Annotated in this window: 26 protein-coding genes; 16 read left to right on the top strand and 10 right to left on the bottom strand. The window is 73.1% G+C overall.

Going from position 1 to position 25889, the window contains the following annotated elements; translation table 11 throughout:
* Window positions 1–109: 109 nt before the first annotated feature.
* The gene (locus ACLBYB_RS18015) at window positions 110–1489 is read left to right on the top strand and encodes a DUF2778 domain-containing protein (RefSeq protein ID WP_056523015.1); all 1380 of its coding nucleotides are present in this window, start codon (window positions 110–112) and stop codon (window positions 1487–1489) included.
* Window positions 1490–1631: 142 nt separating this feature from the next.
* Entirely contained in the window at window positions 1632–2681 is a 1050-nt protein-coding gene (locus ACLBYB_RS18010; protein WP_091978291.1) for an HpcH/HpaI aldolase/citrate lyase family protein, read from the top strand.
* Between the two features lie 174 nt (window positions 2682–2855).
* On the opposite strand, the gene ACLBYB_RS18005 is transcribed toward ACLBYB_RS18010, so the two are convergent.
* On the bottom strand, window positions 2856–3839 hold the full coding sequence (locus tag ACLBYB_RS18005) for a GlxA family transcriptional regulator (protein WP_447699574.1): 984 nt from the start codon (window positions 3837–3839) through the stop codon (window positions 2856–2858).
* 53 nt (window positions 3840–3892) lie between these two features.
* On the opposite strand from ACLBYB_RS18005, the gene ACLBYB_RS18000 reads away from it, so the two are divergent.
* The 4 genes from ACLBYB_RS18000 to ACLBYB_RS17985 all read left to right on the top strand — a co-directional run bounded on the left by ACLBYB_RS18000 (window position 3893) and on the right by ACLBYB_RS17985 (window position 6496).
* Entirely contained in the window at window positions 3893–4615 is a 723-nt protein-coding gene (locus ACLBYB_RS18000; protein WP_020093280.1) for a DJ-1/PfpI family protein, read from the top strand.
* A gap of 10 nt (window positions 4616–4625) precedes the next feature.
* Window positions 4626–5003 carry a nuclear transport factor 2 family protein gene (locus ACLBYB_RS17995; RefSeq protein ID WP_447699573.1) on the top strand — a complete coding sequence of 126 codons (378 nt, stop codon included), beginning with the start codon at window positions 4626–4628 and terminating at the stop codon, window positions 5001–5003.
* Between the two features lie 47 nt (window positions 5004–5050).
* A complete protein-coding gene (gene hspQ, locus ACLBYB_RS17990) occupies window positions 5051–5389 on the top strand; it encodes a heat shock protein HspQ (RefSeq protein WP_012318638.1) in 339 nt (112 codons plus the stop codon).
* Between the two features lie 81 nt (window positions 5390–5470).
* Window positions 5471–6496, top strand: coding sequence for a DUF4424 domain-containing protein (locus tag ACLBYB_RS17985; RefSeq protein WP_447699572.1), 1026 nt, complete (start codon window positions 5471–5473; stop codon window positions 6494–6496).
* Between the two features lie 89 nt (window positions 6497–6585).
* Here the strand turns inward: ACLBYB_RS17985 and ACLBYB_RS17980 are convergent, their stop codons facing one another.
* On the bottom strand, window positions 6586–7359 hold the full coding sequence (locus tag ACLBYB_RS17980) for an invasion associated locus B family protein (protein ID WP_447699571.1): 774 nt from the start codon (window positions 7357–7359) through the stop codon (window positions 6586–6588).
* Window positions 7360–7836: 477 nt separating this feature from the next.
* Between ACLBYB_RS17980 and ACLBYB_RS17975 the strand changes: the two genes are divergently transcribed.
* Both ACLBYB_RS17975 and ACLBYB_RS17970 read left to right on the top strand, forming a co-directional pair.
* Window positions 7837–9180, top strand: a complete 1344-nt coding sequence (locus ACLBYB_RS17975) for an AMP-binding protein (RefSeq protein ID WP_447699570.1) — start codon at window positions 7837–7839, stop codon at window positions 9178–9180.
* A 161-nt stretch (window positions 9181–9341) separates the two neighbouring features.
* Window positions 9342–9686, top strand: a complete 345-nt coding sequence (locus ACLBYB_RS17970) for a hypothetical protein (RefSeq protein WP_020093275.1) — start codon at window positions 9342–9344, stop codon at window positions 9684–9686.
* Window positions 9687–9863: 177 nt separating this feature from the next.
* Here ACLBYB_RS17970 and ACLBYB_RS17965 read toward each other — a convergent pair whose 3' ends face one another.
* Together ACLBYB_RS17965 and ACLBYB_RS17960 are read right to left on the bottom strand one after the other, a co-directional pair.
* A complete protein-coding gene (locus tag ACLBYB_RS17965) occupies window positions 9864–11078 on the bottom strand; it encodes a UbiH/UbiF family hydroxylase (RefSeq protein ID WP_447699621.1) in 1215 nt (404 codons plus the stop codon).
* Window positions 11079–11359: 281 nt separating this feature from the next.
* Window positions 11360–12244, bottom strand: a complete 885-nt coding sequence (locus ACLBYB_RS17960) for an alpha/beta fold hydrolase (RefSeq protein ID WP_447699569.1) — start codon at window positions 12242–12244, stop codon at window positions 11360–11362.
* A gap of 98 nt (window positions 12245–12342) precedes the next feature.
* On the opposite strand from ACLBYB_RS17960, the gene recG reads away from it, so the two are divergent.
* Together recG and ACLBYB_RS17950 are read left to right on the top strand one after the other, a co-directional pair.
* Entirely contained in the window at window positions 12343–14562 is a 2220-nt protein-coding gene (recG, locus tag ACLBYB_RS17955) for an ATP-dependent DNA helicase RecG (protein WP_447699568.1), read from the top strand.
* A 297-nt stretch (window positions 14563–14859) separates the two neighbouring features.
* Complete coding sequence (locus tag ACLBYB_RS17950; RefSeq protein WP_012318646.1) at window positions 14860–15183, top strand: hypothetical protein; 324 nt, start codon at window positions 14860–14862, stop codon at window positions 15181–15183.
* 322 nt (window positions 15184–15505) lie between these two features.
* Here the strand turns inward: ACLBYB_RS17950 and ACLBYB_RS17945 are convergent, their stop codons facing one another.
* From ACLBYB_RS17945 to ACLBYB_RS17935, 3 genes are all read right to left on the bottom strand, one after another.
* Window positions 15506–16300: a DUF502 domain-containing protein gene (locus ACLBYB_RS17945; protein WP_042672775.1), complete on the bottom strand. Its 795-nt coding sequence runs from the start codon at window positions 16298–16300 to the stop codon at window positions 15506–15508.
* A 109-nt stretch (window positions 16301–16409) separates the two neighbouring features.
* Entirely contained in the window at window positions 16410–17345 is a 936-nt protein-coding gene (locus ACLBYB_RS17940; RefSeq protein ID WP_042672778.1) for a sugar kinase, read from the bottom strand.
* Window positions 17346–17841: 496 nt separating this feature from the next.
* The gene (locus ACLBYB_RS17935; protein ID WP_139215641.1) at window positions 17842–18060 is read right to left on the bottom strand and encodes a hypothetical protein; all 219 of its coding nucleotides are present in this window, start codon (window positions 18058–18060) and stop codon (window positions 17842–17844) included.
* Window positions 18061–18123: 63 nt separating this feature from the next.
* Between ACLBYB_RS17935 and ACLBYB_RS17930 the strand changes: the two genes are divergently transcribed.
* Window positions 18124–19077, top strand: a complete 954-nt coding sequence (locus tag ACLBYB_RS17930; RefSeq protein WP_244491817.1) for a PAS domain-containing protein — start codon at window positions 18124–18126, stop codon at window positions 19075–19077.
* Window positions 19078–19294: 217 nt separating this feature from the next.
* On the opposite strand, the gene ACLBYB_RS17925 is transcribed toward ACLBYB_RS17930, so the two are convergent.
* On the bottom strand, window positions 19295–19723 hold the full coding sequence (locus tag ACLBYB_RS17925; RefSeq protein WP_020093268.1) for a MucR family transcriptional regulator: 429 nt from the start codon (window positions 19721–19723) through the stop codon (window positions 19295–19297).
* Between the two features lie 634 nt (window positions 19724–20357).
* Here ACLBYB_RS17925 and ACLBYB_RS17920 point away from each other — a divergent pair.
* The gene (locus ACLBYB_RS17920; RefSeq protein WP_427509466.1) at window positions 20358–21779 is read left to right on the top strand and encodes an HdeD family acid-resistance protein; all 1422 of its coding nucleotides are present in this window, start codon (window positions 20358–20360) and stop codon (window positions 21777–21779) included.
* A gap of 38 nt (window positions 21780–21817) precedes the next feature.
* Here the strand turns inward: ACLBYB_RS17920 and ACLBYB_RS17915 are convergent, their stop codons facing one another.
* Entirely contained in the window at window positions 21818–23047 is a 1230-nt protein-coding gene (locus tag ACLBYB_RS17915) for a serine hydrolase domain-containing protein (RefSeq protein ID WP_020093266.1), read from the bottom strand.
* Between the two features lie 336 nt (window positions 23048–23383).
* On the opposite strand from ACLBYB_RS17915, the gene ACLBYB_RS17910 reads away from it, so the two are divergent.
* Window positions 23384–23710, top strand: coding sequence for a DMT family transporter (locus tag ACLBYB_RS17910; protein WP_020093265.1), 327 nt, complete (start codon window positions 23384–23386; stop codon window positions 23708–23710).
* Window positions 23711–23846: 136 nt separating this feature from the next.
* Entirely contained in the window at window positions 23847–24473 is a 627-nt protein-coding gene (locus ACLBYB_RS17905) for a cell wall hydrolase (protein ID WP_447699567.1), read from the top strand.
* Window positions 24474–24526: 53 nt separating this feature from the next.
* Here ACLBYB_RS17905 and ACLBYB_RS17900 read toward each other — a convergent pair whose 3' ends face one another.
* Window positions 24527–24799, bottom strand: a complete 273-nt coding sequence (locus ACLBYB_RS17900) for a hypothetical protein (protein ID WP_447699566.1) — start codon at window positions 24797–24799, stop codon at window positions 24527–24529.
* A gap of 87 nt (window positions 24800–24886) precedes the next feature.
* Here ACLBYB_RS17900 and ACLBYB_RS17895 point away from each other — a divergent pair, with 87 nt between their 5' ends.
* Window positions 24887–25078: a hypothetical protein gene (locus ACLBYB_RS17895; protein ID WP_091677546.1), complete on the top strand. Its 192-nt coding sequence runs from the start codon at window positions 24887–24889 to the stop codon at window positions 25076–25078.
* A 198-nt stretch (window positions 25079–25276) separates the two neighbouring features.
* The gene (locus ACLBYB_RS17890) at window positions 25277–25684 is read left to right on the top strand and encodes a hypothetical protein (protein WP_447699565.1); all 408 of its coding nucleotides are present in this window, start codon (window positions 25277–25279) and stop codon (window positions 25682–25684) included.
* Window positions 25685–25889: the final 205 nt, after the last annotated feature.

The following is a 25889-nucleotide window of genomic DNA, read 5'->3' as shown; positions in this document are numbered from 1 at the left end:
GACGGTTGATGTCCTCCCCAGACGGGTGACCCGGGCCACGTGCGCGAGAACGGCTCTCGCGGGCGAACGGCGGCGGCTGCCCAGGGGAAGCGCGTACGCGAGTTCCCGAATGGCCCAGGCTGCGTTGTCCCTCGCCGCGTTCCAGACCGCGTATCCGAGCGCGGAACCCCGGCGACCGGCGCCCCCGCGCCCCAGCTACGTCGAGACCGCCTACGACCCGGTCGTCCGCACCCGGGCGCCCTACCCGAGCGCCATGCGGCGCGCCCGTCGCCGCGCCCGGCTGACGACGCTCATCGCTCTCACCGGCGTGAGCCTCGCCGGCTGGGCCGTGTTCAGCCACCCGCAGGGGCCGGCCCGCCCCGAGGCGGAGTCCGTCGCGGCGGCCGGGCCGGCCGCCGTCCCGGTCCCGCAGGCCGCGGCGGCGCCGCGGCCGAGCCTCGCCTGGATGCTCGACCGGAGCCCGGCGCTGGGCGCCGGCACCGCCACGGCCTTCGGGGGCGAAACACCGCCGGTCGCCGGCTTCCAGGTCGCCGCCGCCGCCCCGTCCCCGGCGGTCCGGGAGATCGCCCGGCAGGTCGCGCAGGCGGAGCGGGCGCGGGCCGCCCAGGTCCGGATGGCCCAGGCCAAAGCTGCAGAGAAAGTCGCCGAGAGAGTCGCGGACAGGACCGGCGAGAGGACCGGCGAGAAGGGGACGGGGGCGCCGGTCCGGATGGCCGCGGCCGAGCCCACGCCCGCCGCCCTCGCACCCGCCCCTGTTCCCGCCCTCGTGCCGCTGCCGGTGGCCCGCCCGCCCGAGCTGCGGCGCGCACCGGCGCCGCCCGCGCGGGTGGCGAGCCGCGCCCTGCCCCGGACCCGCGACGTGTTCCGCGCTGCGATGGCCGAGGAGCCGTCCTTCTTCGAGAAGCTGTTCGGCGTCGGCGCCGCGGCGCCGTCTCAGGACAGCCGCCAGGACAGCCGCCAGGAGCCCCGTCAGGCACTGGCCTATGCCAGCCCGGACGCCCTGCCGCAGGAGGCGCCGCGCACCCGGATCAGCCCGGAGCCCGATTCGGTGGCCGGAACGGCCGTCTACGACATCACCGCCCGCACGGTGACGCTGCCCTCCGGCGAGGTGCTGGAGGCCCATTCCGGCCTCGGCGAGCACATGGACAACCCGCGCTACGTCCACCTGCGCATGCGCGGCTCGACCCCGCCCGGCACCTACACGCTGACCGAGCGCGAGCGCCTGTTCCACGGGGTCCGGGCGATCCGGCTCAACCCGGTGGGCGGCAGCGCCGCGATCCACGGCCGCGACGGCCTGCTGGCCCACACCTACATGCTGCGGCAGCCCGGCGCCTCGAACGGCTGCGTCTCGTTCCGCGACTACAACCGCTTCCTGCAGGCCTTCCTGCGGGGCGAGGTCCGGCGCCTCGTGGTGGTGGCCGGCAGCGGCGACGGCGGCGGCATCCTCAACCGGATCGGCCTCGCCGGGCGCCGGGGCGGCCGGGGCTGAGGCTCCGCGGGCCCTGCGGCGCGTCGGGCCGGAAGCCCGAGCGTCACGAAAGTCCGAGATCACTTCCGCGCGGCGCGGCTTTACGCGCCCGCCCAAGCTGCCTTAACGGGGCTCAGACGCCAGCCCTGACAAGAGGCACCCGATGAAACTGCCCCGCCGCTTCTTCCAGCCCCTCGCCACCGGCGCGCCGGCCCCGTTCCGCGAACTGCCGGTGCGGCTGGAGCGGATGATCCACTTCGTGCCGCCCCACAACGACAAGGTCCGGGCCCGCGTGCCGGAGCTCGCCGGGACCGTCGACGTGGTGCTGGGCAACCTCGAGGACGCGGTCCCGGCCGACCAGAAGGAGGCGGCCCGCAAGGGCTTCGTCGCCATGGCCCAGGCCACCGATTTCGCCGCCACCGGCACCGGCCTCTGGACCCGGATCAACGCCCTCAACTCGCCCTGGATCTTGGACGACCTGTTCACGATCGTGGCCGAGGTCGGCGACAAGCTCGACGTCGTGATGGTGCCCAAGGTCGAGGGACCGTGGGACATCCACTACATCGACCAGCTGCTCGCCCAGCTCGAGGCGCGCCACGGGGTGACGAAGCCGATCCTGGTCCACGCGATCCTGGAGACCGCCGAGGGCGTCGCCAACGTCGACGCGATCGCGTCGGCCTCGCCGCGGATGCACGGCATGAGCCTCGGGCCGGCGGACCTCGCGGCGTCGCGCGGCATGAAGACCACCCGGGTGGGTGGCGGCCACCCGGATTACCGGGTGCTCAGCGATCCCTCCGGCGATGCCCCCCGCGCCACCGCCCAGCAGGATCTCTGGCACTACACCATCGCCAGGATGGTCGACGCCTGCATGGCCAACGGCATCAAGGCCTTCTACGGCCCGTTCGGCGACTTCTCCGACGGCGACGCCTGCGAGGCGCAGTTCCGCAACGCCTTCCTGATGGGCTGCGCCGGCGCCTGGACGCTGCACCCGAGCCAGGTGGCGATCGCCAAGCGGGTCTTCGCGCCGGACCCGGCCGAGGTCGCCTTCGCGGCCCGGATCGTCGAGGCCATGCCGGACGGCACCGGCGCCGTGATGCTCGACGGCAAGATGCAGGACGACGCCACCTGGAAGCAGGCCAAGGTCATCGTGGACCTGGCGAAGCTCGTGGCCGCGAAGGACCCCGAGCTGGCGGCGGTGTACAAGCTGGGGTGAGCGGGTTGCCGTTCGGGCTCCCGGACTCGGGCGTCGTGCGCGGCGCCGCGGCGACGGGACGAGGCGCGGGTCCCCTCTCCCGTGCGGGAGAGGGGGCCTGGAGCGACTGGCGAGACCGGGCTCGCCGTCCTTCCCGACCGTTGCAACATGGTCGGATACGGCTCTAGTCCCCCCTCACCCGCCGAACCGCGCCCGGTACTCCTGCGGCGTCGCCGCGACGTGCCGCAGGAAGCTGCGCCGCATCGTCTCCTCGGAGCCGAAGCCGCAGGTCCGGGCGACGCGCTTCACCGGCTGCGCCGTCTCGGCGAGCGCCCGCCGGGCCGCCTCGACCCGCAGGCGCTCCACGGCCCTGGCGGGGGTGAGGCCGGTCGCCTCCAGATAGTGCCGGCTCAGGCTGCGCGCGCTCATCCCGGCCGCCGCGGCCAGCGCCGGCAGCGACAGGTCGCCGGACAGGTTGTCGGCGATGTAGGCGTGGAGCCGCCCGAACCGCTCCTCGCCCGCCTGCAGCGCCAGCGCCGCGCTGAACTGCGCCTGCCCGCCGGGGCGCTTGAGGAACATCACGAGGTGGCGCGCCACCGTCAGCGCGGTCGCGCGGCCGAGATCCTCCTCGACCAGCGCCAGGGCCAGGTCGATCCCCGCCGTCACCCCCGCCGAGGACCAGACCGGGCCGTCGCGCACGAAGATCGGGTCGGGCTCGATCCGGGCGCGTCGGTAGCGGGCGGCGAGCGCCCCGCAATGCTTCCAGTGGGTCACGGCCCGCCGCCCGTCGAGGAGCCCCGCCGCCCCGAGCAGGAACGCGCCGGTGCAGACCGAAGCGACCCGGCGGGCCCGGCCGGCCCGGGCCCGCACCCAGGCCACCAGGGCGGCGTCGTCGCAGGCCGCGACGACGCCGGGGCCGCCCGCGATCACCAGCGTGTCCACCGGCGCGTCGGGATCCGGCAATGGGTCGGCCACCAGCCGCAGGCCCGCCGAGGCGGTGAGCCCCGGGTCGCCGGCCGCGATCACCCGCGGCGCGTAGGGCATCCCGGCGCCGCCGTGCTCGTTGGCGGTGGCGAAGACCTGGAGCGGCCCGGCCACGTCGAGGAGCTGCACCGACGGGAAGGCCAGCACCTCGACCGGGCGCGGCGGATCTGGCGAGAAACGAGGGCTCTTTGGCATTTCGGCCAGATCCTGACGCGCTAGGATCACCCTGTCCACCACGGAGGCCCGGCATGATCCCGCCCGACACCCACCTGCAGATCGGCTCGCTCCTGTTCGAGGGGCTGGACCAGATCGACCTCACCGGCCCGTTCGAGGTCCTGTCCCGGGTGCCCAACAGCACCTACCGGGTCTACGCGCCGGGCCCGGAGCCCGTCCGCGACGTCCGCGGCCTCCGGATGCTGCCGGATGCCACGCTCGCGGAAGCCCCGCGGCTCGACGTGCTGCACGTCCCGGGCGGCACGGGCCAGGAGGCCCTGATGCGGGACCCGGCCGTGCTCGGCTGGATCCGCGATCAGGCGGCCGGGGCCGGCCACGTCCTCTCGGTCTGCACCGGCGCCCTGATCCTCGGCGCGGCCGGCCTGCTGGTCGGGCGGCGGGCCACGACCTACTGGAACGCCGTGCACCTGCTGCCGTTCTTCGGCGCCGAGCCGGTGGACGCGCGCGTGGTGATCGACCGCGACGCGGACGGGCGCACCTGGGTGTTCGCGGCCGGCGTCACCGCGGGCATCGACGGGGCGCTGCAGCTCGCCGCCGCGCTGCGCGGCGAGGAGGCCGCCCGGACCATCCAGCTCGGCATCCAGTACGCCCCCGAGCCCCCTTTCGACAGCGGCACGCCCCACACGGCCTCCCCGGACACCGTGGCGCGGGTGCGGGCGGCGGCGGCCGACATCACGGCCCGGCGCGAGGCCACGGCCCGGGCGATCGCGACCGAGCTCGGCATCCGGATCCCGTAGGAGACCTCCGATGGACCTGACCCGCGTTCGCGCCTTCGCGGCCGTCCTGGCGGCGAAGGACCGGGACGCCGTGCTGGCGCAGATGGCCGAGGGGGGCGTGCTCAACACCCCGCTCGCCGCCGAGCCCGTGCGCGGGACGGCGGCGATCCGGCCGGTGGTCGACGCCTTCGAGAGCCGCGCGATCCTGGAAGGCCCCGCGCACGCCGCCGCCTTCGTCGGCGCGGCGGCCGGCCCGCACCGGCTCGACGGGATGGATGAGTGGCGCCTCGACGCGGCCGGGCGCATCGCCGAGATGACCGTCCCGTGGCGGCCGCTGCCGGAGGCGATCGCCGTCCGGGACCGCTTGGCCCGCGCCGCGGAAACGCCGACTTCCGCGGCGACCGGGTGACACGATCCGTCATCGGACCTATCTGTCCGATCTGGACGGGTTGAACCATGTCGGACGTAACACTGAGAACCGCGAAATTCGCGATCGGCGCCGTGGTGCGCCACCGGATCTACCCGTTCCGGGGCGTCGTGTTCGACGTCGACCCGGTGTTCGACAACACCGAGGAGTGGTGGCTGTCGATCCCCGAGGAGGTCCGGCCGCGCAAGGACCAGCCGTTCTACCACCTGCTCGCCGAGAACGCCGAGACCGAGTACGTGGCCTACGTGTCGGAACAGAACCTCCTGCCCGACACGTCGGGCGAGGCCCTGCGCCATGCCGGCATCGCCGAGATGTTCGAGCGCGACGCCGCCGGCGCGTACCGGATGCGCGACCGCGCCACGAACTGAGGCGCCCGGTCCGTGAAGGTCCTGGCAAGCGGCGGGCGCTCGTCTGCCGCGACGGCCCGTGCCGTCGGACGAGCCCGCCCGATGGTCGCCAAACCCCGCTTCGCCGCCGCGTTCCTGCGCGCTGGCCTGCGCGCTGGCCTGTTCGCTGGCCTGCTCACGGGCACGGCGCGCGCCAACGACAGCGCGGCCGAACTCGATGCCGGCGGCCTCGTCCTGCGGCGCGAGCCCGGGATCGCGCTGGTGAGCGAGGACCTGTCGATCGCCCGCGACCGGATCGACGTGTCCTACCTGTTCCGCAATCAGGTTCAGGAGGCGCGCACGGTCCGGATCGCCTTCCCGCTGCCGCCGATCGACGGGCGGGAACTCAGCTTCTCGGCCCTGGCGCTGCCCCGGCCCGACAGCCCGAACTTCGTCGGCTTCACCGTCACGGTGGACGGCAAGCCCCTCGAGCCCGAGCTGGAGGAGCGCGCCTTCGTGGGCGAGCGCGAGGTGACGGACCTGCTGCGCCGTCACGGCCTGCCGCTGAACCCGCTGCGCTTCGAGGCGATCAGCGCGGCGGCCAAGCGGATCGGCGCGCCCGAATGGGCCGCGCTGGTCAAGGCCGGGCTCTTCCCCGACGTCCCCGACACGCCGGACCGGATGACCGAGGGGCTGTGGCGCGGCGAGGCCAAGTTCCACTGGCTCCAGACCTTCCCGCCCGGGCAGGAGGTCCGCATCGCGCACAGCTACGCGCCGGTGACCGGTTTCCACCTGCTCGACCCGAAGGCGGCGTCCCGGGCGGCCTACCGGGCGACCTACTGCCTGGACGAGGCGGGGCTCGCGGCGATCCGGCGCCTGCACGCGAAGGCGCCGGATCCCGGCGGCACCCTGCGGGCGACCGTGGTGCCCTACATCGTCACCACGGCGCGCAACTGGGCCGCGCCGATCGGGCGCTTCACCCTGACGGTCGACAAGGGCAGCCCGGAGGCGGTCGTCAGCTTCTGCCGCACGGACATCCGGAAGAGCGGGCCGACCACGTTCCGCTGGGAGGCCCGAGACTACGTGCCCGACCAGGACCTGCGCGTGCTGATCGTCCAGCCGGCTTCGGCGGCCCCGGGGACGCGTTAGGTCCCGTCGCCGGGCGGCTCGAACGCGAAGGGCCGGACCTCGCGGCCCGGCCCCCGGTACGGACCCGCCGCGCGGCGGGTCGATGGCGCTTACTTGGCGGCCGGGGCCGGAGCCGCGCCGGCGGCCGGGGCGGCGCCCTGCTGCTGCTCGAGCTTCTTGCGCATATCCTCGGAGCGCTTCTCCAGCTCCGCCTGGAGCTTCTTCTGCTGTTCCTCGAGGACCTTCGGGTCGATGGCCGGGCCGTCGAAGGCCTTGCCGAAGCCGGCCAGCGGCACCGCGAAGGTGACCTCGCGCTGGGTCTGGTTCTGAACCGAGACGTTCAGGGTCGTGCCCTTCTTCATCGCGGCGATCACGCCGGCATCGACGCCGCCGGCCTCGGCGAAGCAGCCGTTCGGGAAGCAGACCGCGAAGCGGCCGGCGGTCGCCGCCTGGCCGTCGACGCTGAAGCGGATGCCCGGCTGCAGCAGCAGGCCGAGCGGCAGCAGGTAGCGCACCACGCGCACCTCCTGCTTCTGGGCGGCGTTCTTCATCTCGTAGACCGCCACGGCCAGCACCGGCTGGCCCTGGTCGGACACGAAGTCGCGGGTCGTGTAGCAGATGTCGGTGCCCGAACCCTGGTCCTTGCCGCAGACCTTGGTCCAGTCGGCCTGGCTCGGCTCGGACTTCACCGCGACGATCTGCGGGCCCGTCTGGGCGGCCGGGGTGTTGGCCGCGGGGGTGCCCGGGGCGGTCGGCGCCGGGGCGGCCGGCGCGGGCGCGGCGGGCTTCTTCGGCTGCGCCAGGGCCGGCGCGGCCGCGAGACCGAGGCCCGCGAGGCCGAGGAGGGCGGCGCGGGCGAGCGTCGCGGTGCGGGTGAAGGACATCGGCTCTGACCCCTTGGAAGAGACGTGGTGTGGCTGGCAGGATGCGGAGCCGGCCTGGCGGCAGGTCCGCCGGAGCGTCCGGCTGCCCGCCGCGTTGGCGCGCCGCCCGGAACTCCGGATGAATCGGTCCGGCCATCGGGCGGGACGGGCGCCGTCTGCGCGCATCCCTCTCCCCGGCGACCGGGCGGCCTGCCTTTCCCCTCGAATGAGGCGAAGGCATGACACCGCGGCCGGGGAAGCTGTCGGAACCGTCCCGACCGCGCCCGGCCCCCGATAGGCTCCCATCCGCCCGGCCGCAAGCGCGACGTTGCGCGGCCGCGAGGCACGAGCGCGTGATCGGGCCGCGCCGCCGGACGCCGCCGAAGGCCTTCCGGACGCCCTCCGGCAGCGATCGGCGGCGCGGCCGCTCTTAGCGGTCGGTTAACCCTGTCGGGCCGAGATGATAGGCGTTCTGCAGGATCGGCGGGGGCGGCGGGTTTGAGCGCGTTGGCGGTGGCGGAGTGGGCGGAAGACGCCGCACCGGACGCGTCCGCGCGATCCGAGGACGCGCCCGACGGCCTGTCCGGAGTCCTGTCCGGACGCCTGTCCGACGGTCTCGCAACCCGCCTGTTCGCCGCCGCCCTGGCGGGCCCGCAGCGCACCCTCCTGCGTGATTCGGGGGACCGGGTCGCGTGGTGCGGGCGCCCGTCCATCACCTGGACCTACGCGGCCGCCGCCGAGATCGTCGGGCGGCTCGCCCGCGGGATCGCCGCGTGGCGGCTCCCGGCCGGCAGCCGGATCGGGCTGTGGTATTCGGGCGGTGCCGAATCGGCCCTCGCCCACCTCGCCGTCGAGGCGGCCGGCCACCTGCCCTGCGCGATGCCCGCCCTCTGGGACGAGGCGGAGCTCTCCGCCGGGATCGAGGCCGCGGGCCTCGTGGCCGTGCTGACGGAGGGCCGCCGCGGCGCGCGCCGGCCCGCCGAGGACCTCACCCGCGCGGCCATGCGCCATTTCGCTCTGCGCTACCTCGCGGCCTTCGGCCCGAGCGTGCCGGACGGCGTGATCAGCCTCGACGCGATGGCCCTGGAGCGGGGCGTGGTCGAGCCGGCGCCGGGCCGCGGCCTCGTCACCTTCGCGGGCGGCGATCCCGGCCGGCCGGTCTACCGCACCGCCGCGGCGCTGGCGGCGGCGGTCGCCGCCCATCTCGACGCGCTGCCCCTGACCGCGGACGAGCGGGTCCTGACGCTCCTGCCCGGCCACGACCTGCGCGGCCTCGTGACCGGCCTGGGCACCGCCCTGGCGGCCGGCGCCGGCCTGGAGACCGTGCTGCCCTTCGACGAGACCGGGTTCCGCGCCGCCCTGCTGCGGCCGGTTCCGACCCGGCTGGTGGTCCCGGCGCGGGTCGAATCGGCTCTCGCCGCCCTGCCGCTGCCCTGGACCGTCCGGGTCCTCGACGTGGTCCACCGCGCGCCCGCCCGGCTGACCCCGCGGGGCGCCGGGCCCGCGGGCCCGCAGCGCCTCGATTCGCTGGTCCTGGGTGAGGCGCTCGTGCTGACCCGCCCCGGCCCGGACGACCTCGCCGCGACCCTGGCCGAGCCCGGGCAGGCCTTCCTGCCCCGCGACCTCCTGGACCTCGCCGCCGGCGCCGACGGCGACCTCGCCTGCCGGGGGGCGGCCTGCGCGGCCTCCCCGCTCACCCGCGGCGCGATCCCGGCGACGGACCCCCTGGCGTGGCGAAGCACGGGCTTCCGCCCGCTCCGCGCGGACGGGCGCGTGGACGGGCGCGCGAACGGGGCAGTCGCGGCGATCGCCGCCACCGTCGCGACCGTCCCCTCCGCCTGAACGGCGGACGATCGCCGGTTCATCCGGCACTCAGGCGGCGCGGATAATCTCGCATCTGCACACGAACCGACGGATCCGATCCGCCTCTTCGCGGGTTCTGCATCGGATTGTCGTGACGGCTATCTTTCCAAGCCGTCCGGGATGGAGTACCGCTCAAGCTTATGGGTGCGCTGCAACAAGTGCTCGTGGTCGACGACGGCGTCCGCGCCGTGGACCGGTCCCTCTCGGGCGAGCTGGCCAGCCTCGGATACGCGAGCGTGACCGCCTCGATGGAGGCGGCCGACGACGTCCTGACCGTGATCGCCCGTCCGGCGGCCGTGCTGCTCCAGGCGCCCACCCGCCGGAATCCCGCCTACGCCCGCCGCGCGGCCCGCCTCCGCGGCCAGCTGCGCGAGCGCGGCATCCCGGTGATCCTCATCGGTGATTCGGGCGAGGCCCGAGGCGGCGGCCCGGTCGATCTCGCGACCCGGCTCGGCGCCTATGTCGCCGCCCAGCCGGATCTCTGAGGCCCCCTCCGGCGCGCGCCGAGGTCGCGGCGTCCGGGCGCTCGCGCCGGGACTGAGGCCGCCTCCGGGAAGCGCCGTCCGACCGCTCCCTGTCACTGCCGGTGTCGCACGAGGCGCGGGTCCCCTCTCCCGCGCGGGAAAGGGGGCGCCGCTGGCGCGAGACGATCGGGAACGGTCCTAGCGCGCCGCGCGCATCAGCTCCGGCGCGCCGATCCGGGGCAGCACGCCCTCCCGCATCACCAGGCGCCGCAGCGGTCCGAGCTGCGTCATCGCCAGCAGGCCGAGACCGCGCAGCGCGTCGACCGGCAGCAGGTCGGTGAGCAGGCTGCGGTTGAGGAGATCGACCGCGGCGGTGCGCGCGGCCGTGTCGACGCGGCGCGCCCGCGCGTAGCCGTCGAGCACGGCGCGCGCGCCGGGATCGCGGCGGTCGCGGACGGCGGCCAGCACCGCGTCGCGCAGGGTCGCGGCGTCGCGCAGGCCGAGATTGAGCCCCTGCGCGCCGATCGGCGGGAAGACGTGGGCCGCCTCCCCGATCAGCGCCAGCCGCGGGGCCACGGGGGTCGCCACCGCGAGGCCGCGCATCGGCACGAGGCCGCGGGGGCCGTCGACCCGCATGGCGCCGAGCATCGCACGGGCCTGCCGCTCCACCGCCTGCCCCAGCGCCGCGTCGTCGAGGGCGGCGAGCCGCCGGGCCGCCCCCTCCCCGGTCACCCAGACGAGGCTGGACCGGTGGCCGCCGGGCAGCGGCACCAGGGTGAAGGGTCCCGACCGGGTGTGGAACTCGGTGGAGACGTCGCGGTGCGGGCGCGCGTGGGCCAGGATCGTGGTGATGGCGCTCTGCGGGTAGGTCCAGTCGCGCACGCGGACGCCGCTGGCGGCCCGCAGCGGCGAGCGGGCCCCGTCGGCCCCCACCACGAGCCGGGCCTCGACGGCACGCCCGTCCGCCAGCGCGACGCGGGCCGCCGCCTCGCCGGGCACGGCGCCGGCGGCGTCCGCCTCGACCAGGGTGAGGTTGTCCTGCGCCCGGGCGCGGGCGCGCAGGCTCTCGACCAAGCGGGCGCTCTCGACGTTCCACCCGAAGGCGTCGAGGCCGATCTCGGCGGCGCGGAACCGCGCCGGCGGCGGCCGGAACAGGCTGCCGGTGTCGTCGACGATCTGCAGCGTGCAGAGCGGGCTCGCGTGCGGCGCCGCCGCCTCCCAGGCGCCGAGCGCGTCCAGGAAGCGCACCGACCCGTCGAGGAGCGCGACGGTCCGTCCGTCCGCCACCGGGGCGTGGCGCCCGACCAGCGCCGTGGGGATCCCTTCGCGGGCGACCGCCAGGGCGGCGGCGAGCCCCGCGGCACCGGCCCCGACCACGGCGACCTCGAAGACGGTGTTGGTGTCCTCCGGCATGGTGTCCTGCACGATCGACGCGTCCCACTCGGGACAGTGTGGCGTCGGGCTTCCCAAGGTTCCGGTTGATGCGCGGCCCCGTCATCGCGAGCGGAGTGACCCGGGGCAGCGGGACGTCAGGAAGCGTGGTGCCACCCTGGGTCGCTTCGCTCCGCTCGCGATGACGGCGGTGTCGAAGTCATCAACCGGGGACGCTGTTCGCGAGCCCGGCACGTCTCGTATCTGCGCATTTCAGCGGATCTGCCAAGACCGGCGACGCGGGGCCACGGCGCCGCAGCCCGTCAACCCAGGAACGCCGCAAGCTCCGAGAGAACCGCGTCCGGCCGCTCCTCCTGGAGGGTGTGACCGCAATCCAGCGCCCGGCCCGAGACGTCGGTCGCCTTCTCGCGCCACGTCTCCAGCACGTCGTAGGTCCGGCCGACCACGCCCTTCGCGCCCCAGAGCGCCAGCAGCGGCGCGGTGATCCGGGCCTCGGCATCGGCCGCGTCGTGCTCCAGGTCGATCCCGGCGGCCGCCCGGTAATCCTCGCAGATCGCGTGGCGGCACGCCGGGTCGGAATAGCAGCGCAGGTACTCGGCGAAGAGCTCCGGCGGGGTCGAGCCGGGGGTCTTCGACTGGCCCTCGACGTGGTGGCGCAGGAAGTATTCCGGATCGGCCCCGATCAGCGTCTCCGGGAGGGGATAGGGCTGGATGAAGAAGAACCACCAGAAATAGCGGGTGGCGAAATCCTTGTCGGTGCGCGCGTACATGGTCGCGGTCGGCGCGATGTCGAACACGGCGATCCGCTCCACCGCCCGGCTGTGGTCGAGGGCGAGGCGGTGGGCGACCCGGCCGCCCCGGTCGTGGCCGACCACCGCGAACCTTTCGTGGCCGAGCGCCCGCATCACCGCCACCGCGTCGGCCGCCATGGCGCGCTTGGCGTACCTGGCGTGGCGCTCGCCCCCCGGGGGCTTGGCCGAATCGCCGTAGCCGCGCAGGTCCATCGCCACCACGGCGTGCCGCTCGGCGAGGCGCGGCGCGACGTGGAGCCAGGTCGACAGGGTCTGCGGATGGCCGTGCAGGAGCAGCACCGGCGGCCCGGACCCGGCCGAGCGGGCGTTGATCGTCACGCCGGGCGCGGTCTCGATCCGGTGCCGGTCGAAACCCGGCAGGAAGTCGCGGGCCATGGATTCGGTCTCCGGGGTCGGTCTTCACTCGGCCGCACTGGCGCGCCGGGATGCACCGGATGATAAGGCGCCTCCGGCACCATGTCCGCCGAACCGCCATGACAGATGCACGCGCGACTCAGGACCCGGCCTTGAAGGATTCCGACGCGGCCGAGGCGCCGGCGGCGGAGGCCGCCCCCGCGCCTGCCGTCGCCCCGCCCCTGCGGCCGAGCATCCTCGACCCGCTCTTCGCGCCGGCCCGCGCCCTGCCGGGGATCGGGCCGAAGATGGCGCCGCTCATCGAGAAGCTGCTCGGCACCCCCGAGCGCGAGGCCCGGGTCGTGGACCTGCTGTTCCACCTGCCCCAGGGCGGCGTGGCGCGGAAGCTCATGGGCTCGATCAGCGAGGCCCCCACCGGCGAGCCGGTGACGATCGGCGTCACCGTGGTGGCGCACCGCCCGGCCCAGGCCGGGCCCGGCCGGCGCCCGCACCGGGTGCTGGTGGAGGATGCCTCCGGCGACATCTCCCTGGTCTTCTTCGGCATGCCCCGCGCCCGGGTGGAGAAGATGCTGCCGCTCGGGTCGCACCGCTACATCACCGGCCGGATCGACCTCTGGGACGGCACCCGCCAGATGGTCCACCCGTCGCGGATCGTGGACGAGGCGGGCCTCGCTGAACTCCCCGCCGTCGAGCCGGTCTACGGCGCCACCGAGGGGCTGACCTCCCGGGCGATCAACAAGCTCGCGGTCGCGGCCCTCGACCGGCTGCCGGTCCTGCCGGAATGGCAGGACCCGGCCTGGCTGGAGCGGAACCGCCTGCCCGCCTTCGCGGACGCGCTCCGCCTCGAGCATCGCCCCGAGGAGGCGCCCCCGAAGGCCGAGGACCCGCTCCAGCCGCCGCCCGCGACGCCGTCCCGGAAGCGGCTCGCCTACGACGAGCTCCTCGCCTCGCAGCTGGCGCTGGCGCTCCTGCGCGCCCGCCAGCGGCGCAAGGCCGGCCGGGTCAATGCCGGCGACGGCGCCCTGAGCGGGCGCCTCGAGGCCGCCCTCCCCTTCGCGCTGACCGGCGCGCAAGGCCGGGCGGTGGCGGAGATCCGCGCCGACCTCGCGGCGCCCCGGCGGATGCTGCGCCTGCTCCAGGGCGATGTCGGCTCGGGCAAGACCGCGGTGGCCCTGCTCGCCATGGCCTCGGCGGTCGAGGCCGGGCGTCAGGCCGCCCTGATGGCGCCCACCGAGATCCTGGCGCGGCAGCATTTCGAGCGGCTGAGGCCGCTGGCCGGCCCCCTGCGCCTGCGCCTGATGACCGGCCGCGACCGGGCCGCGGAGCGGAAAAGCACGCTCGCCGACCTCGCCGCGGGCGAGATCGATATCCTCGTCGGCACCCACGCCCTGTTCCAGGAGGCGGTGACGTTCCGCGACCTCGGCCTCGCGGTGGTGGACGAGCAGCACCGGTTCGGCGTCCACCAGCGCCTCGCGCTCGGCGCCAAGGGCGAGGCGGTGGACTTCCTGGTCATGACCGCGACGCCAATCCCCCGCACCCTGGCGCTGACCTTCTTCGGCGACATGGACGTCTCGATCCTCGACGAGAAGCCCGCCGGCCGCCAGCCGATCCGGACGATCACGCTGCCGACCGAGCGGATCGACGAGGTCGTGGCCGGCCTCGCCCGGGCGATCGCCGGGGGCGAGCGGGTCTACTGGATCTGCCCCCTTGTAGAGGAATCGGAGTTCGTCGACCTCGCCGCCGCGGCCGAGCGCTTCGACGACCTGCGGAAGCACTTCGGCGACGCGGTCGGGCTGATCCACGGCAAGATGCCCGGCCCCGAGAAGGACGCCGCCATGGCGCGGTTCGCCGCCGGGGAGACCAAGCTCCTGGTCTCGACCACGGTGGTGGAGGTCGGGGTCGACGTGCCCGAGGCCACCATCATGGTGATCGAGCACGCGGAGCGCTTCGGGCTGGCGCAGCTGCACCAGCTCCGCGGCCGGGTCGGGCGCGGCTCGAAGGCTTCCTCGTGCCTGCTGCTCTACCGGGGGCCCCTCGGGCAGGTGTCCCGGGCCCGGCTGGAGATGATGCGCGCGAGCGAGGACGGCTTCCGCATCGCCGAGGCCGACCTGAAGCTGCGCGGCGAGGGCGAGGTGCTCGGCACCCGCCAATCCGGCATGGCGGCGTTCCGGCTGGCGCGGCTGGAGAGCGACGCCGCCCTGCTGGAGGCCGCCCGCGACGACGCGCGGATGATCGTGGAGCGCGATCCCGGCCTCAAGAGCCCGCGGGGGCAGGCGCTGCGGGTGCTGCTCTACCTGTTCGAGCGGGAGGCCGCGATCCGGCTGATCGGGGCCGGATGAACGGTTTCCTGAACGGATTCGTTCAGGAAAGTCCGGCCTTCCTGAACGGCCGGATCCGGAATCGCCGCCGCGCGACCGGATCGGTACTCCGATGCGCCGATGTCACAGGCTCTCTGAAAAAGTGTTTCGTTTCAAAGGTTTGACGGGATCGCGCGGAAGCTTGGCGGCGCCGTACGGGCGGTCCGGGAGGCTCCGGACAGGCCTCGTGACCTTGCATCAGCCATATTCTTCCCTTAACTGGAGATGAACGAATGGCCCGGTAAGCCGGGACATCACGGACGAATCTGGAGGACGGACATGTCGAACGGACTGTTCCAAGGCCTGCCGGGCTCCCACGAGATGGCCGGTGCCCACGCCCTGCCGACCGAGCCCTGGCTCCTGCCGATCTCGGATCGCGCCGCCGAGGCGGCGGGCAAGACCGCGGACGAGCTGCAGGCCGCCGTGCGTCGGGCGTCCCGGCCCTTCTGGCTGGCCGCCAACGGGCTCTGCATCGCGCTGGGCCTCGCCCTCACCCTGCAATGCGCCTCCGGCTGGGGTCCGACGGCGCCCCGCAGCGCCGTGACGGTCGCGCAGGCGACGCCGCCGACCATCGCGCCGCAGACCGCCTCGCTGCAGCGCTGAGCCGATAGCAGTCTGATCATTTCAGGGCCGTCCCGCGCGCGGGGCGGCCTTTCTCGTGGGCGATGGCCGCCAATCCCACGGTCTCCCTCACGCCGAGGAGCGGTGAGCTCGGCGCGCAGGAGGCCTGGATCGCGCGCCGGCGCCTCGGGAAGGCCCCTTGAGCGGACCGGAGGTCGTCCCCGCTTCGACGGTTCCGGTCGACGCTGCCGTCATCGCGGGCGCAGCGAAGCGACCCGGGGCAGCGGGACGTCCTGCACCGTGGCGCGACACGGGGTGGCTCCGGCCGCCGAGACGGCGACGAAGCCGGCGACCGGGCGCCGCATCACGCGTCCTGCGGCTCCCGGCGGGGCAGCGGTCCGCCGGCCTGCTGGGCCGTCCGCAGGGTGGCCGCCATGGCGTTGAGGCGGCCCTGCGGGTCCTCCGGCTGGATCACCCCGGCCGACATCACCAGCTTGGCGGCGTCGTCGACGCTGATGGCGAGCTCCACCACCTCCGCGCGCGGCAGGTAGAAGAAGAAGCCCGTGGTCGGATTGGGCGCGCAGGGCAGGAAGACGCCGACGAGGTCGTCCGCCGGCGCCCCCCGGGCCCGCAGCGCCCCCTCGACCTCGTGGGCCGCCGGGGCGGACAGGAACACCACCGACCACGTGCCCTTCACGGGGAACTCCACGAGCCCCACCGTGCGGAACGAGGTGCCGTTGGCCGAGAACAGCGTCTCGAAGATCTGCCGCAGGCCCTTGTAGAGGCCGGAGATCACGGGGGTCCGCGCCAGCAGGACCTCGCCGAACTCGATCACCGAGCGTCCGACGAGGTTCGCCGTGAGGAAGCCCAGCAGGGTCACCGCCAGGAACGCGATCACGAGGCCGAGGCCCGGGATCGAGAAGGGCAGGTAGTGGTCCGGCAGGTAGCTCGCCGGGACCAGCGGCTTCACGAACGAATCGATCAGCGCGATGAACCACCACGTGATGTAGGCCGTGATGGCGAGCGGGCCGGCGACGATGATGCCGGTGAGGAAATAGGTGCGCAGCCGGCCGCGCGCGCTGACCCGTGTCTTCGGGGTGCCGCCGCCCGCCGCGGCGTCGGGCTCGGGAACCTGGATCGGCGGGGGAATCGGCGCCACGGGTGCCCTCTCGGCCGCACCACGCGCGGCGATGACGCTGCGGGGCCGTCCCCCGCTGGCAGAGAGGTAGCGGTTGCGCTTGTCCGCCTCAAGGGCGGCCCCGCCTCCCTCAGGCGTCCGCACCCGGCGGTCGGGCGGCGGGGACCGGCATCGCGTCCCGGGGAATCACGGCGCCGCGATGCCCGATCACCGCCCCGGCCAGGCGGTGCGCCTCGGCGGCGGCGGCTTCCGGTGCCAGCCCGGCGATGCGCGCCGCGAGGTAGCCCGCCGCGAAACTGTCGCCCGCCGCCGTCGTGTCGACGACCCGCGCGGCGCGCCCGGCCGGCACCGCGGTGTCGGCCCGGCCGTGCAGCACCCGGGCGACGGGGCCGGATCCGTCCGAGGTCTTGAGCACGATCTCGGCCCGGCCGCGGTGGCGCAGCACCTCGTCCTCGCCCGCCGCGCCGAACAGCCAGTCCAGATCCTCGGCCGAGGCGAAGATCACGTCGGCCAGGTCCAGGGCCGCGCGGAAGGCGGCCCAGGCCTCGTCCCGGTCGGGCCAGCCGCGGGGACGGTAATTGGTGTCGAAGGCGACCTGCCCGCCCCGCTCCCGCAGGCGCGACAGCGTCTCGAACAGGGCGGCGCGCCCGGTCTCGCCGTAGAGCGAGAGGCTGATGCCGGACAGGTAGACGAGGTCGTAGCGCTCCAGCTCCGCCTCCGTCTCGGCGGCGCCCGGCTCGGTGAAGAGGTCCCGGGCCGCGGCCCGGTCGCGCCAGTAGTGGAAGCTGCGCTCGCCGTCGGCATCCGTGCGGATGATGTAGAGGCCCGGCATCCGGCCCTGCAGGCGCCGGACCCGGTCGAGGCCGATGCCCTCGCGGCCCCAGGCCGCCGCCATCTCGTCGCTCCAGATGTCGTCGCCCAGCGCGGTCACGTAGTCCACCGCGACGCCGAGGCGCGCGAGGTAGAGCGCGGTGTTCAGCGTGTCGCCGCCGAAGCCCCGGACCAGATTCCCGTCCGGGCGTTCGGACAGTTCGACCATGCACTCGCCGATGCAGGCGACCCTCATGCGGTTCCTCCCGGTGCGCGACCCCGTGTCCCCGCATTGTACGGCCCGGCCTGTCAATCGCCACCGGTCCCGGTCCCGACCTCGCCGCGCCGGCCGCGCTCGCGTGGCCCCGTCGCGCGCCCGTCTGAGGAGCCTCGACGATCCAAGAATCGGCGCGCCAGTCGCTCGATTTCGTGGGATTTGCATATCGATAATTTGGCAAATGTATTGTAATATTCGCACAATGACCGATTATGTATCATATATAATCAATAGAATTCACAATAAAATCTGTAATATGCGTGCATGACTCGTCATAGAACCTCGGCGTCGTGCTTTTCTGAAGTTCGATTCAATGCTGGAGCGGAAAATCACCATTCTTAAACACCGAAGGTCAGAGAAGCTCCTTCGCGACAGGGGTCATTGTCGAGCGAGATCCGGTCGCGTTGCTGTCGTGACGGTGTGTGCCGAACGCGCGGAGGGGCGGGATGCGGTCGAGGATCCCGGAAACCTCCGTTCACAGCGCGGCAGGAACGAATCCGTTCGATCGGGAACAAACCGCCTCGGGCTGGAATGTCGATGCAAGATGTTTGTCGATCGCGGGCGCCATCTCGATGGAGATACGTGCCGGATCTGAAGAAATTCCGGATGAATGGTGAAGTGTTGTGCCGGAAAAATTCTCGTGGCCGAACGGCGGGAACGGTGATACGGTTCGAACGGTGCTGAGATGTTCCATACTGCTTTAAGCGCTCTGACTTTCTCGTCGGGAGAGTTCCTGACTCTCACGGAAAGTCGGGGCGTGAGTGGGGCCTGGAGCTGGATCTTCGCGGGCGAGGAGCAGGTCTGGTCGCCCGGGTTCTACCGGCTGCTCGGGCTCGTTCCGAACGCCGCGAAGGCGCGCTACGACCTGTTGCTGAGCCTGATCCATCCCGAGGACCGGCCTCTCATGCCGGCGCTGGCGGACATCCGGCAGGGGCACGTGCCCCGCGAGGTCATCGTCCGGGTGATCCGGACGAACGGCACGGTGCGCACGCTCTCGCTGACGATGGAGGTGCGCGTCTCGGCGGAGGGGCGGCCCGTCGCCCTCAGCGGCACGGCGCTCGACGTGAGCGACCGCGAGCAGTTGGCGCGCCTGCGGCAGGAAGAGCGCCGCCGGCAGAGCGCGCTCTACCTCACGGAGCACATCACGACCTTCTCGATGGGGCTCGACCGCGTCCGGGACATCCCGTTCGCCGTCGCCCAGGTCCACGGGCTCCCGCTGGAGGAGATCTGCGCCGAGCCGTATATCCTGATCGTTCCCGAGGAGCGCGCGGGCTTCCGGGCAGCGGCCCTGGAGCAGATCGAGCGGCGGGCGTTCTTCCAGGGGGGCGCCCACGAGCGCCTCGCCAACGGCGAGCTCTGGCACTTCCGGATCCTCACGATGCCGGTCTGGGATCCGGACGGGACCTATCTCGGGCGCTGCGGGCTCAAATACCCCGTCCGCAACCACGCCCCGCCCCCCGGCGGCCTGCACGAGGGGCTGGAGCATTCCGTGAGCGGCCACCACCTGCGGGCCGCGCGGGCGCTCCTCGACTGGTCGATGATGGAGCTCGCTCAGGCGAGCGGCCTGTCGCATTCCACCGTGCGGCGTCTGGAAGAGGACAGCGAGCATCGGGGAAGCCGGTCCCGCCTGCACGCGGTCGAGGCGCTGCGCCGGGCGGGCGTCCGGTTCGTCCCCATCGATGACGGGACCCTGGCGGTCGCCCGGGTCTGAGCGGATCCCGCGACCGGCGGGCGCTCGCGGGATCCGCCCTGCCCCGCCCCACCGGGTCATCGGGGTCGGTCTCCGCGCTGGCCCCCCGGGGGCCCCGACCCCAGCGCGGAGACCGGGACGGGCGGATCGGGCGATCCGCCGTCAGGCATTCCCGCGCCCGTGTCCCGCGGCGGCCCGGACGGGGCCGCCGATCCAGGGCGGTGCGGGCCTGGCCGCCTCAGGCTGCCTTGTGTCCGAGCTGGATCGCCTTGGCGATCTCCGAGCGCTTGGCGGCGTAGCCCGGGGCCACCATCGGGTAGTCGGCCGGCAGGCCGTACTTCGCCCGGTAACGCTCCGGCGTGAGGCCGTGCGCCGTGAGGTGACGCTTCAGGGTCTTGTAGGACCGGCCGTCGATGAAGCTGATCAGGCCGTCCTGCTGGATCGAAGCCTCGATCTGCGCCGCCGTCGGGCCGGTCCAGCCGGGACCGGATCCCGAGCCGCCGCCCTGCAGCACCGATATGGCCGTGTGCACCTGGTCGATCAGAACCGGCAGGTCGCCCACGCCCACCGCATTCCGAGACACGTAGGCCGCGACCAGTGATGCCGTGCACTTGATCAGGTCTGTGTTCAGGTCCGAGGTCTTTTCGTTCAGATCGATGGTGTTCATGAATCCCCCAGTACCGAAATTCGAGGCATGAGAACCGGCGCATCGATAAAGCTGAGGCTAGGATCAGCTTTTACCGCCCAAGCATGCGCCGAATTGCTTCGAGTGTGCCAAGATTGGCGCGTAACTATACAAAAACTGTCTATTTTGTCTATACTTTATCTTAGGATGTTCTTTGAACATTTTCTGTTCTTGCGAGGCAACATGAGGTTGCCAGGCCGGCGGCGTCTCGCAAACAGTGCGCAGTTTCGGCCTCCGGTCCGTGAGGCTGTCCGCGATGACTGCGAACGGCCGCGCGATGACGGGCTGCAGGGGCGCGAATCAGCGGCGGAGACAGGGACGGATCGCGGATGCCGGGCGGTTACGGGTCGATCGGACCGCGTCCCGCGTCCCTGCTGACCATCGGTCGGGCGGCGCGCGACGGGATTCCGGGGTCCGTGGCGCTTCTCCACGGCCTCTCCGCGGGCGCTGGCGCCGCGACCGGGCCGCGATTAACAAAGTTCTCAGGCAAGGCGTGGATCGTGCGCGCCGGGCGCGTCGCGAAACGCTCGCGCGTCGGGAGCCTCGTTCCGGCCGTGACGGCACGGCGGCATCCGTGCGAGAGGCCCGTCGACGCGCGCTATCGAGGGCGACCCCTATGTCCGGACCCTGTGCGACCACTATCCCGCGCGCGCTCTCCGCGCTCGAAGCGCCCGGACCGGGCGCCGCGGACGCGGTCGGCGGCCGGATGGCGCCCCTCTGGATGCTGCTCGTCGGCCGGGCCGCGGTCCGCCGTCACTGGCACCTCATCGCCGCCACCGGCCTGCTGTGGTCGTCGCTCGGCCTCCTGGTGGTGATCGATTCCCTCGACGGTGCGCTCCACGTCCCGGACCGGTGGTTCGGCCTGATCCTCCTGGCCGAGGGCGTGAGTTCCCTCCTCGTCGGCGCGTCCGCGATCGGTGCCGCGCGCCGCCTGCGCCTCGCCAAGGGCGCGCTGCTGTCGGTCATGGCCGTGCTGATCATGATGGCCACGAAGCACAGCACCTTCCTGCTCGCCATGATCTTCGGCGTCGCCTTCGTGGTCGACGGCCTCGTCCGGATCACGATCGCCGGCCTGCTGAAATTCGCTGGCTGGCGGATGTCGGTCGCCCTCGGCGGCCTCAGCATCGCCTTCGGCCTGTTCCATCTCCAGCCCTGGCCGACCTGGTACGCCGGCACGGTCGGCTACTGCATCGGCATGTTCCTGATCCTGAACGGCGCCAACCTCGCGCTGGTCGGGCTGCGCACCCGGCGCCTGGGCACCGCCGAGCCGGCCGTGTCGGTCGTGTCGGTCGGCGGCGACGAGCCCGGCAGCCTGACGGTCTATGTCTGGACGCCCACCGGGCAGGCGACCACGCCCGCCGGCCAGCGGCTGATCCGGCGCTACGTCGCCTCCGTCGACAAGGCCGGGCGCTTCTCCACCGGCCACGCGGCCCTGCAGCAGGGCGACGACCTCTACGTCAGCCACTACCCCGCGGTGGAGATCGACCGCTCCCCCGCCAACCTGCGCTCGAGCCTGCGCGCGGGCCCGGAGAACGACGTGCCCGGGCGCTTCCTGCCCTCGCACGCCGCGGAGGTGGCGGACTGGTGCCCCGCGACGGTGGCGGTGACGCTGAACGGCATCGACGCCGCCCGGCTGCGGGCGTTCTGGGCGCAGTACAGCCGCGACACCACCTACAACTTCATCAGCCGCAACTGCTCCACCACGGTGGCGCGGGCGCTGGACATCGCCGTGGAGGGCGCGTTCAGCCGCGGCGGGCATCCCTGGCGGCGGCTCGCGGCGGCGCTGACCACGCCGGAATTCTGGGCGGCGGCCTTCCTGCGCAACGGGGCGCGGTCCATGACCTGGACCCCGGGCCTCGTGCTCGATTACACGCGGGCGCTGAGCGCCCTCGTGGATCCGGCCTCGCCGGTGCCGTCGATCGCCTGGAAGCGGGTCGGCTGGCGGCTCCTGCGCAACTGGCGGGCGCGGGACCTCGCGCCCCTGAGCCCGATCGCCCGGCAGCCCTCCGTGCCGGGAGCCGGCCCGACAGAAGCCTGATCCCGGCCCGATCGGGACTCGGGACCGCGGTCGCCCGCTCAGGGATCCTTGCGGGCGGCGGGGCGGCCGGCAGCGAGGTCGCCCGCGATGGCCTGCATCACCGCCAGCGTGTCGACCTCGTCCTGCTCGGCGCCGTGGTCGCTGAGCTTCACGATCACCGTGCCGGTCGCGCGGTTCACGTAGATGTACTGGCCGTAGACGCCGATCGCCGAGATGTCGTCGTCCTCGCCGCCCGGGGCGTGCCACCACTGGGCCGAGTACTGCCAGCCGTCGACGTCGCGCCGGGCCGGCGTCATGATCCGCTCGATCCAGCGGCCCGGGATGATGCGGTGATCGCCCGACCGGCCCTGGTCGGCCACCAGAAGGCCGAGGCGGGCGAAGTCGCGGGCCGTCGCGTTGATGCAGCAGAACGCCTTCTCGATGCCGCCGGGCCGGTCGAGGTTCCAGGTGGCGTCGGCCTGGGCGCCCATCGGCTTCCAGATCCGCTCCGAGAGGATGTCGGCCAGCGGCTTGCCCTCGACCCGGGCGAGGATCAGGCCGAGCAGCTCGGTGTCGATGCTGCGGTAGCGGCCCTTGGTGCCGGGCTTGAACGCCAGGTGGGCGTTGTCGCGCACGAACGCCGTGAGATCGCGCGTCAGGTACATGCCGGCGGTGCCGGTCAGGGGATGCCGGGGGTCGTAGTTCTCCGGCACGGCGATGCCGCTCGCCATGTCGAGGAGGTTGCGCACGGTGATCTGGCCGAAGACCGCGCCGTTCCGCAGCTCGGGCAGGAGGGTGGAGACCCGGTCGGTCTCGGCGAGCTGACCCCGCGCCACCGCGGCGCCGACCAGCAGCGAGACGATGGACTTCGCCACCGACCACGAGGGGAACAGCGTCTCCGGTCCGGTGCCCGCGCGCTGCCACTCGTGGATCAGGACGCCGTCCTGCAGCACCAGGAACGCGTTGGTGTGGGTCGCCTCCAGCACCGTCATCAGCGGGACCGTCTTCCCCTTCCAGGGGACGCGGTCGAGGATCGGGCGCGGCCGCGCCGGCAGGTCGCTCGCCCGGGCCGGGGCCTGGACGATCCGGCTCGGGAACCACGTGCCCACCGACGACGGCTCGATGACCGCGAGCGCCGTCAGGGTGACGGGATCGGGGACGTTGATCAGCGCGGCCGCGGTCCAGGCGCAGCCCGCGATCGCGGCGCCGCCCGCCGCGGCGATCGCGCCCCAGCGGCGGCCCCGGCGCGCGCGGGCCGGGGAATCCGGGATCGCCAAGGACGCGGTCATGCTGGATCTGTGTCGCTCTGGATCGTCGCTGTCGCGCGGCCGGCCCCGGGGTGGGACGGCGCGCGGTCACCATGATCAGCAGGCCTTAACGAAAGCCCCAATCGGCCCCGGCGCCGGGCCGGTCCGTCGCCCGCGAAGCGGCGAGCCGCCGGTTCGGAAATGTTCACGGATCTGTGGCCTTGTGTCCGGCGACCGCCGACGTCCGCGGCCGTTTCGACGCGGATCCGGGCCGGCCCAGCGCCGCCCCGTCCGCGCGGTCGTCCGATTCGAACCTGGTTCTACACGCCTCGACCGCCCGACTCACCCAGCCCGCGCAGCCCGAAAGTCCGCCGTGCCATGAATCCGTACCTGATCCTCGGGCTCGCCATCGGCGCGGAGGTAACCGCCACCCTGGCGCTGAAGGCCGCCGACGGCCTCACCCGCCCGGGGCCGACGGTGATCGTGGCGCTCGGTTACGGCACCGCCCTGTGGCTGATGTCGACCAGCATGGACATGCTGCCGATCGGCGTGGTCTACGCGATCTGGTCGGGGATCGGCATGATCGGCGCGGCGCTCGGCGGCGCGTGGCTGTACGGCGAGGCGCTCAACCCGACGATGCTGGTGGGCATCGGGGTGATCGCGCTGGGCGTGACCGTCCTGGCCGCGGGTCAGGGCCAGCACTGAGGCTCCCGGTCCGGTCCCGAAACGGGACAGCCTCGCCACATCCTCGCCGCGAACGTGCCGTCAAGCTTGGCCTTCGTCCGGTCGGAGCGGAACACCGCCCGGCTGGTCAGGCTGGAGGAGCACGGAGCGCGGATGCATGCGGGGTAGCGAGAGGACGAAGGTCGGTCCTGCACTGATCGTTCTGGCGGCGGCCGGCGGCCTGGGGGCCTGCAATACCGCGTCGCCGGTGCTCACGACGGGATCGATCCCCGACCGCAAGCCGCCGATGGTCGTCAGCGACGCCGAGCGCGATTGTCTGGGCCGCGCCATGTACTTCGAGTCGAACAGGAGCGACAGCGACGGGCTGGTCGCCGTCGGCACGGTCGTGATGAACCGGCTCGAGAACGCGATCTTCCCGGGCGGCATCTGCGCGGTGGTCGGGCAGCCGGGCCAGTTCGCGCCGGGCGTCCTCACCAAGCCGATGCAGGAGAAGGACCTGCAGAAGGTCGCCGACGCCGCCGACGCCGTCCTGGCCGGCGAGCGGCACCCGAAGGTCGGGAAGGCGATGTTCTTCCACACCGCGGGCCACCGCTTCCCCTACACGAACATGCACTACGTGGCCGTCGCCGGCGGCAACGCCTTCTACGAGAAGCGCGACAGGCGCACGGCCAAGCTGGAGAAGCCGGAGAAGCCGGCTCAGCAGGACAAGCCGGCCACGCCCGCCCTGCCCGCGACGGCCCTGACCTTCGCGGCCGTACCCGCGCCGCCCGCCGCGGGCCCCTGATCGAGACGGCCCGATCCGACAGCCGCGTCCCGGATCTGCGCGCCGAGTTCCGGTCAGCCGGCCGCCGCGTCCTCGGCGCGGCTCGCCCGCAGGGTTCGGGCCTCCTGCCGGGCGGCGGTCAGCACCCGCTGCCGGCTCACCGGCTCCCGCAGCGATTCCCACAGACGGAGCAGTTCCAGCGTCGGCAGCGCGTCGCAATCCGGCGACGCGTCCCCGGACGCGCGCTCGGCCGCGGGCGCGCATTCGGCGAAGAAGATCTCGACCGGGCTCCCCAGGGCCTCGGCCAGTCTCCCCAGGAGCGCGTCGGCCTGGACGGTCGGGATCATGGGAAATCCTGTTTCTGCGCGGGCGGTCGAACCGGATCCTTACCTTTAAGTTGTATGCTCGGCATTCAACCAGGTTACTGCACCGCCATGTCCGACGACGACGGTTTTGACCGCATGGTGGAGGCGACGATCCTGGCCCATCAACTCGTGGCCGCGCACGGCACGGCGACGATGCAGCTCCTGTCCCGATTGCTGCTCATGGAGATCGGTACGGAGATCGCGGCGCGGCGCGATCCCGATCCGGCCGCCAACGACAATCCGGACGCCCTAGAGGATTAGAGCGCGCTTCGCCGGCATTCCGGTCGGATCGGGTCCGGGCGGAAGAACCGGCCTGGCCCGTAATCCTTGACGCGATGCAATGGAGCGGGCGGCAAATCTGTTGATCGGCCCATCGATCCGAGCAGGCGGCATTTACAAGGATGGATAACGGTCTAGCTTCTGGGTAGAAACTACCCACGAATCACGGATCCCTCGCCGATGATCGCCGAACGGGTAGCGCTCGCTGGTGCGCTCCTCCTGCTGAGCATCACGCCCGCGGTCCCCCAGCTGCGCCGTCCGATGACGTGTACGGTGGAGGCGTCGACCAGTCTCGATGTCGCCGCACCCGAAGGCGCCAAACCGCAATCCCAGAAGGTCCGGACATTCTCGCTGGTCTCCAGCGGCGGCCTGCTGACCGTGATCTCGGCCGGGCGCTCCGACTATTACGAGTGCCAGACGGCCTCACCGCGGCTGAACGAGCGCACGCCGCGCAACGCGATCAAGTGTCAGAACGGCGTCTACTTCCTTCTGATCGACCTCAACAAGATGAACTTCGTCGAGGCGCAGCTCAATCCCGAGGAGCGCAACGACGTCAAGGTCAGCTACGGGAATTGTCGGACCCTGTAGGGGCGTCGCCGGGCAACCTAGTCCATGTGGATCAGGACGTACGCGGCGGCGGCAACGGCCGTGAGGGTGAGGACCACCAGCAGCGCCGTTTTCCCGGGCGGTCCTTCCGGCGGGTCTGGGGCGTCGGTCATGCGGCTCCTCCGGGCCGGTGACGGGGCCTCTGCCGAAAGGGCCCGGTCCTTCGGTTGGTTCCCTGGCCGGGCCC

The organism is Methylobacterium sp. D54C, assembly GCF_053345595.1.
The sequence above is the reverse complement of the archived record's forward strand: the minus strand, read 5'-3'. Positions and strand labels throughout refer to the sequence as shown.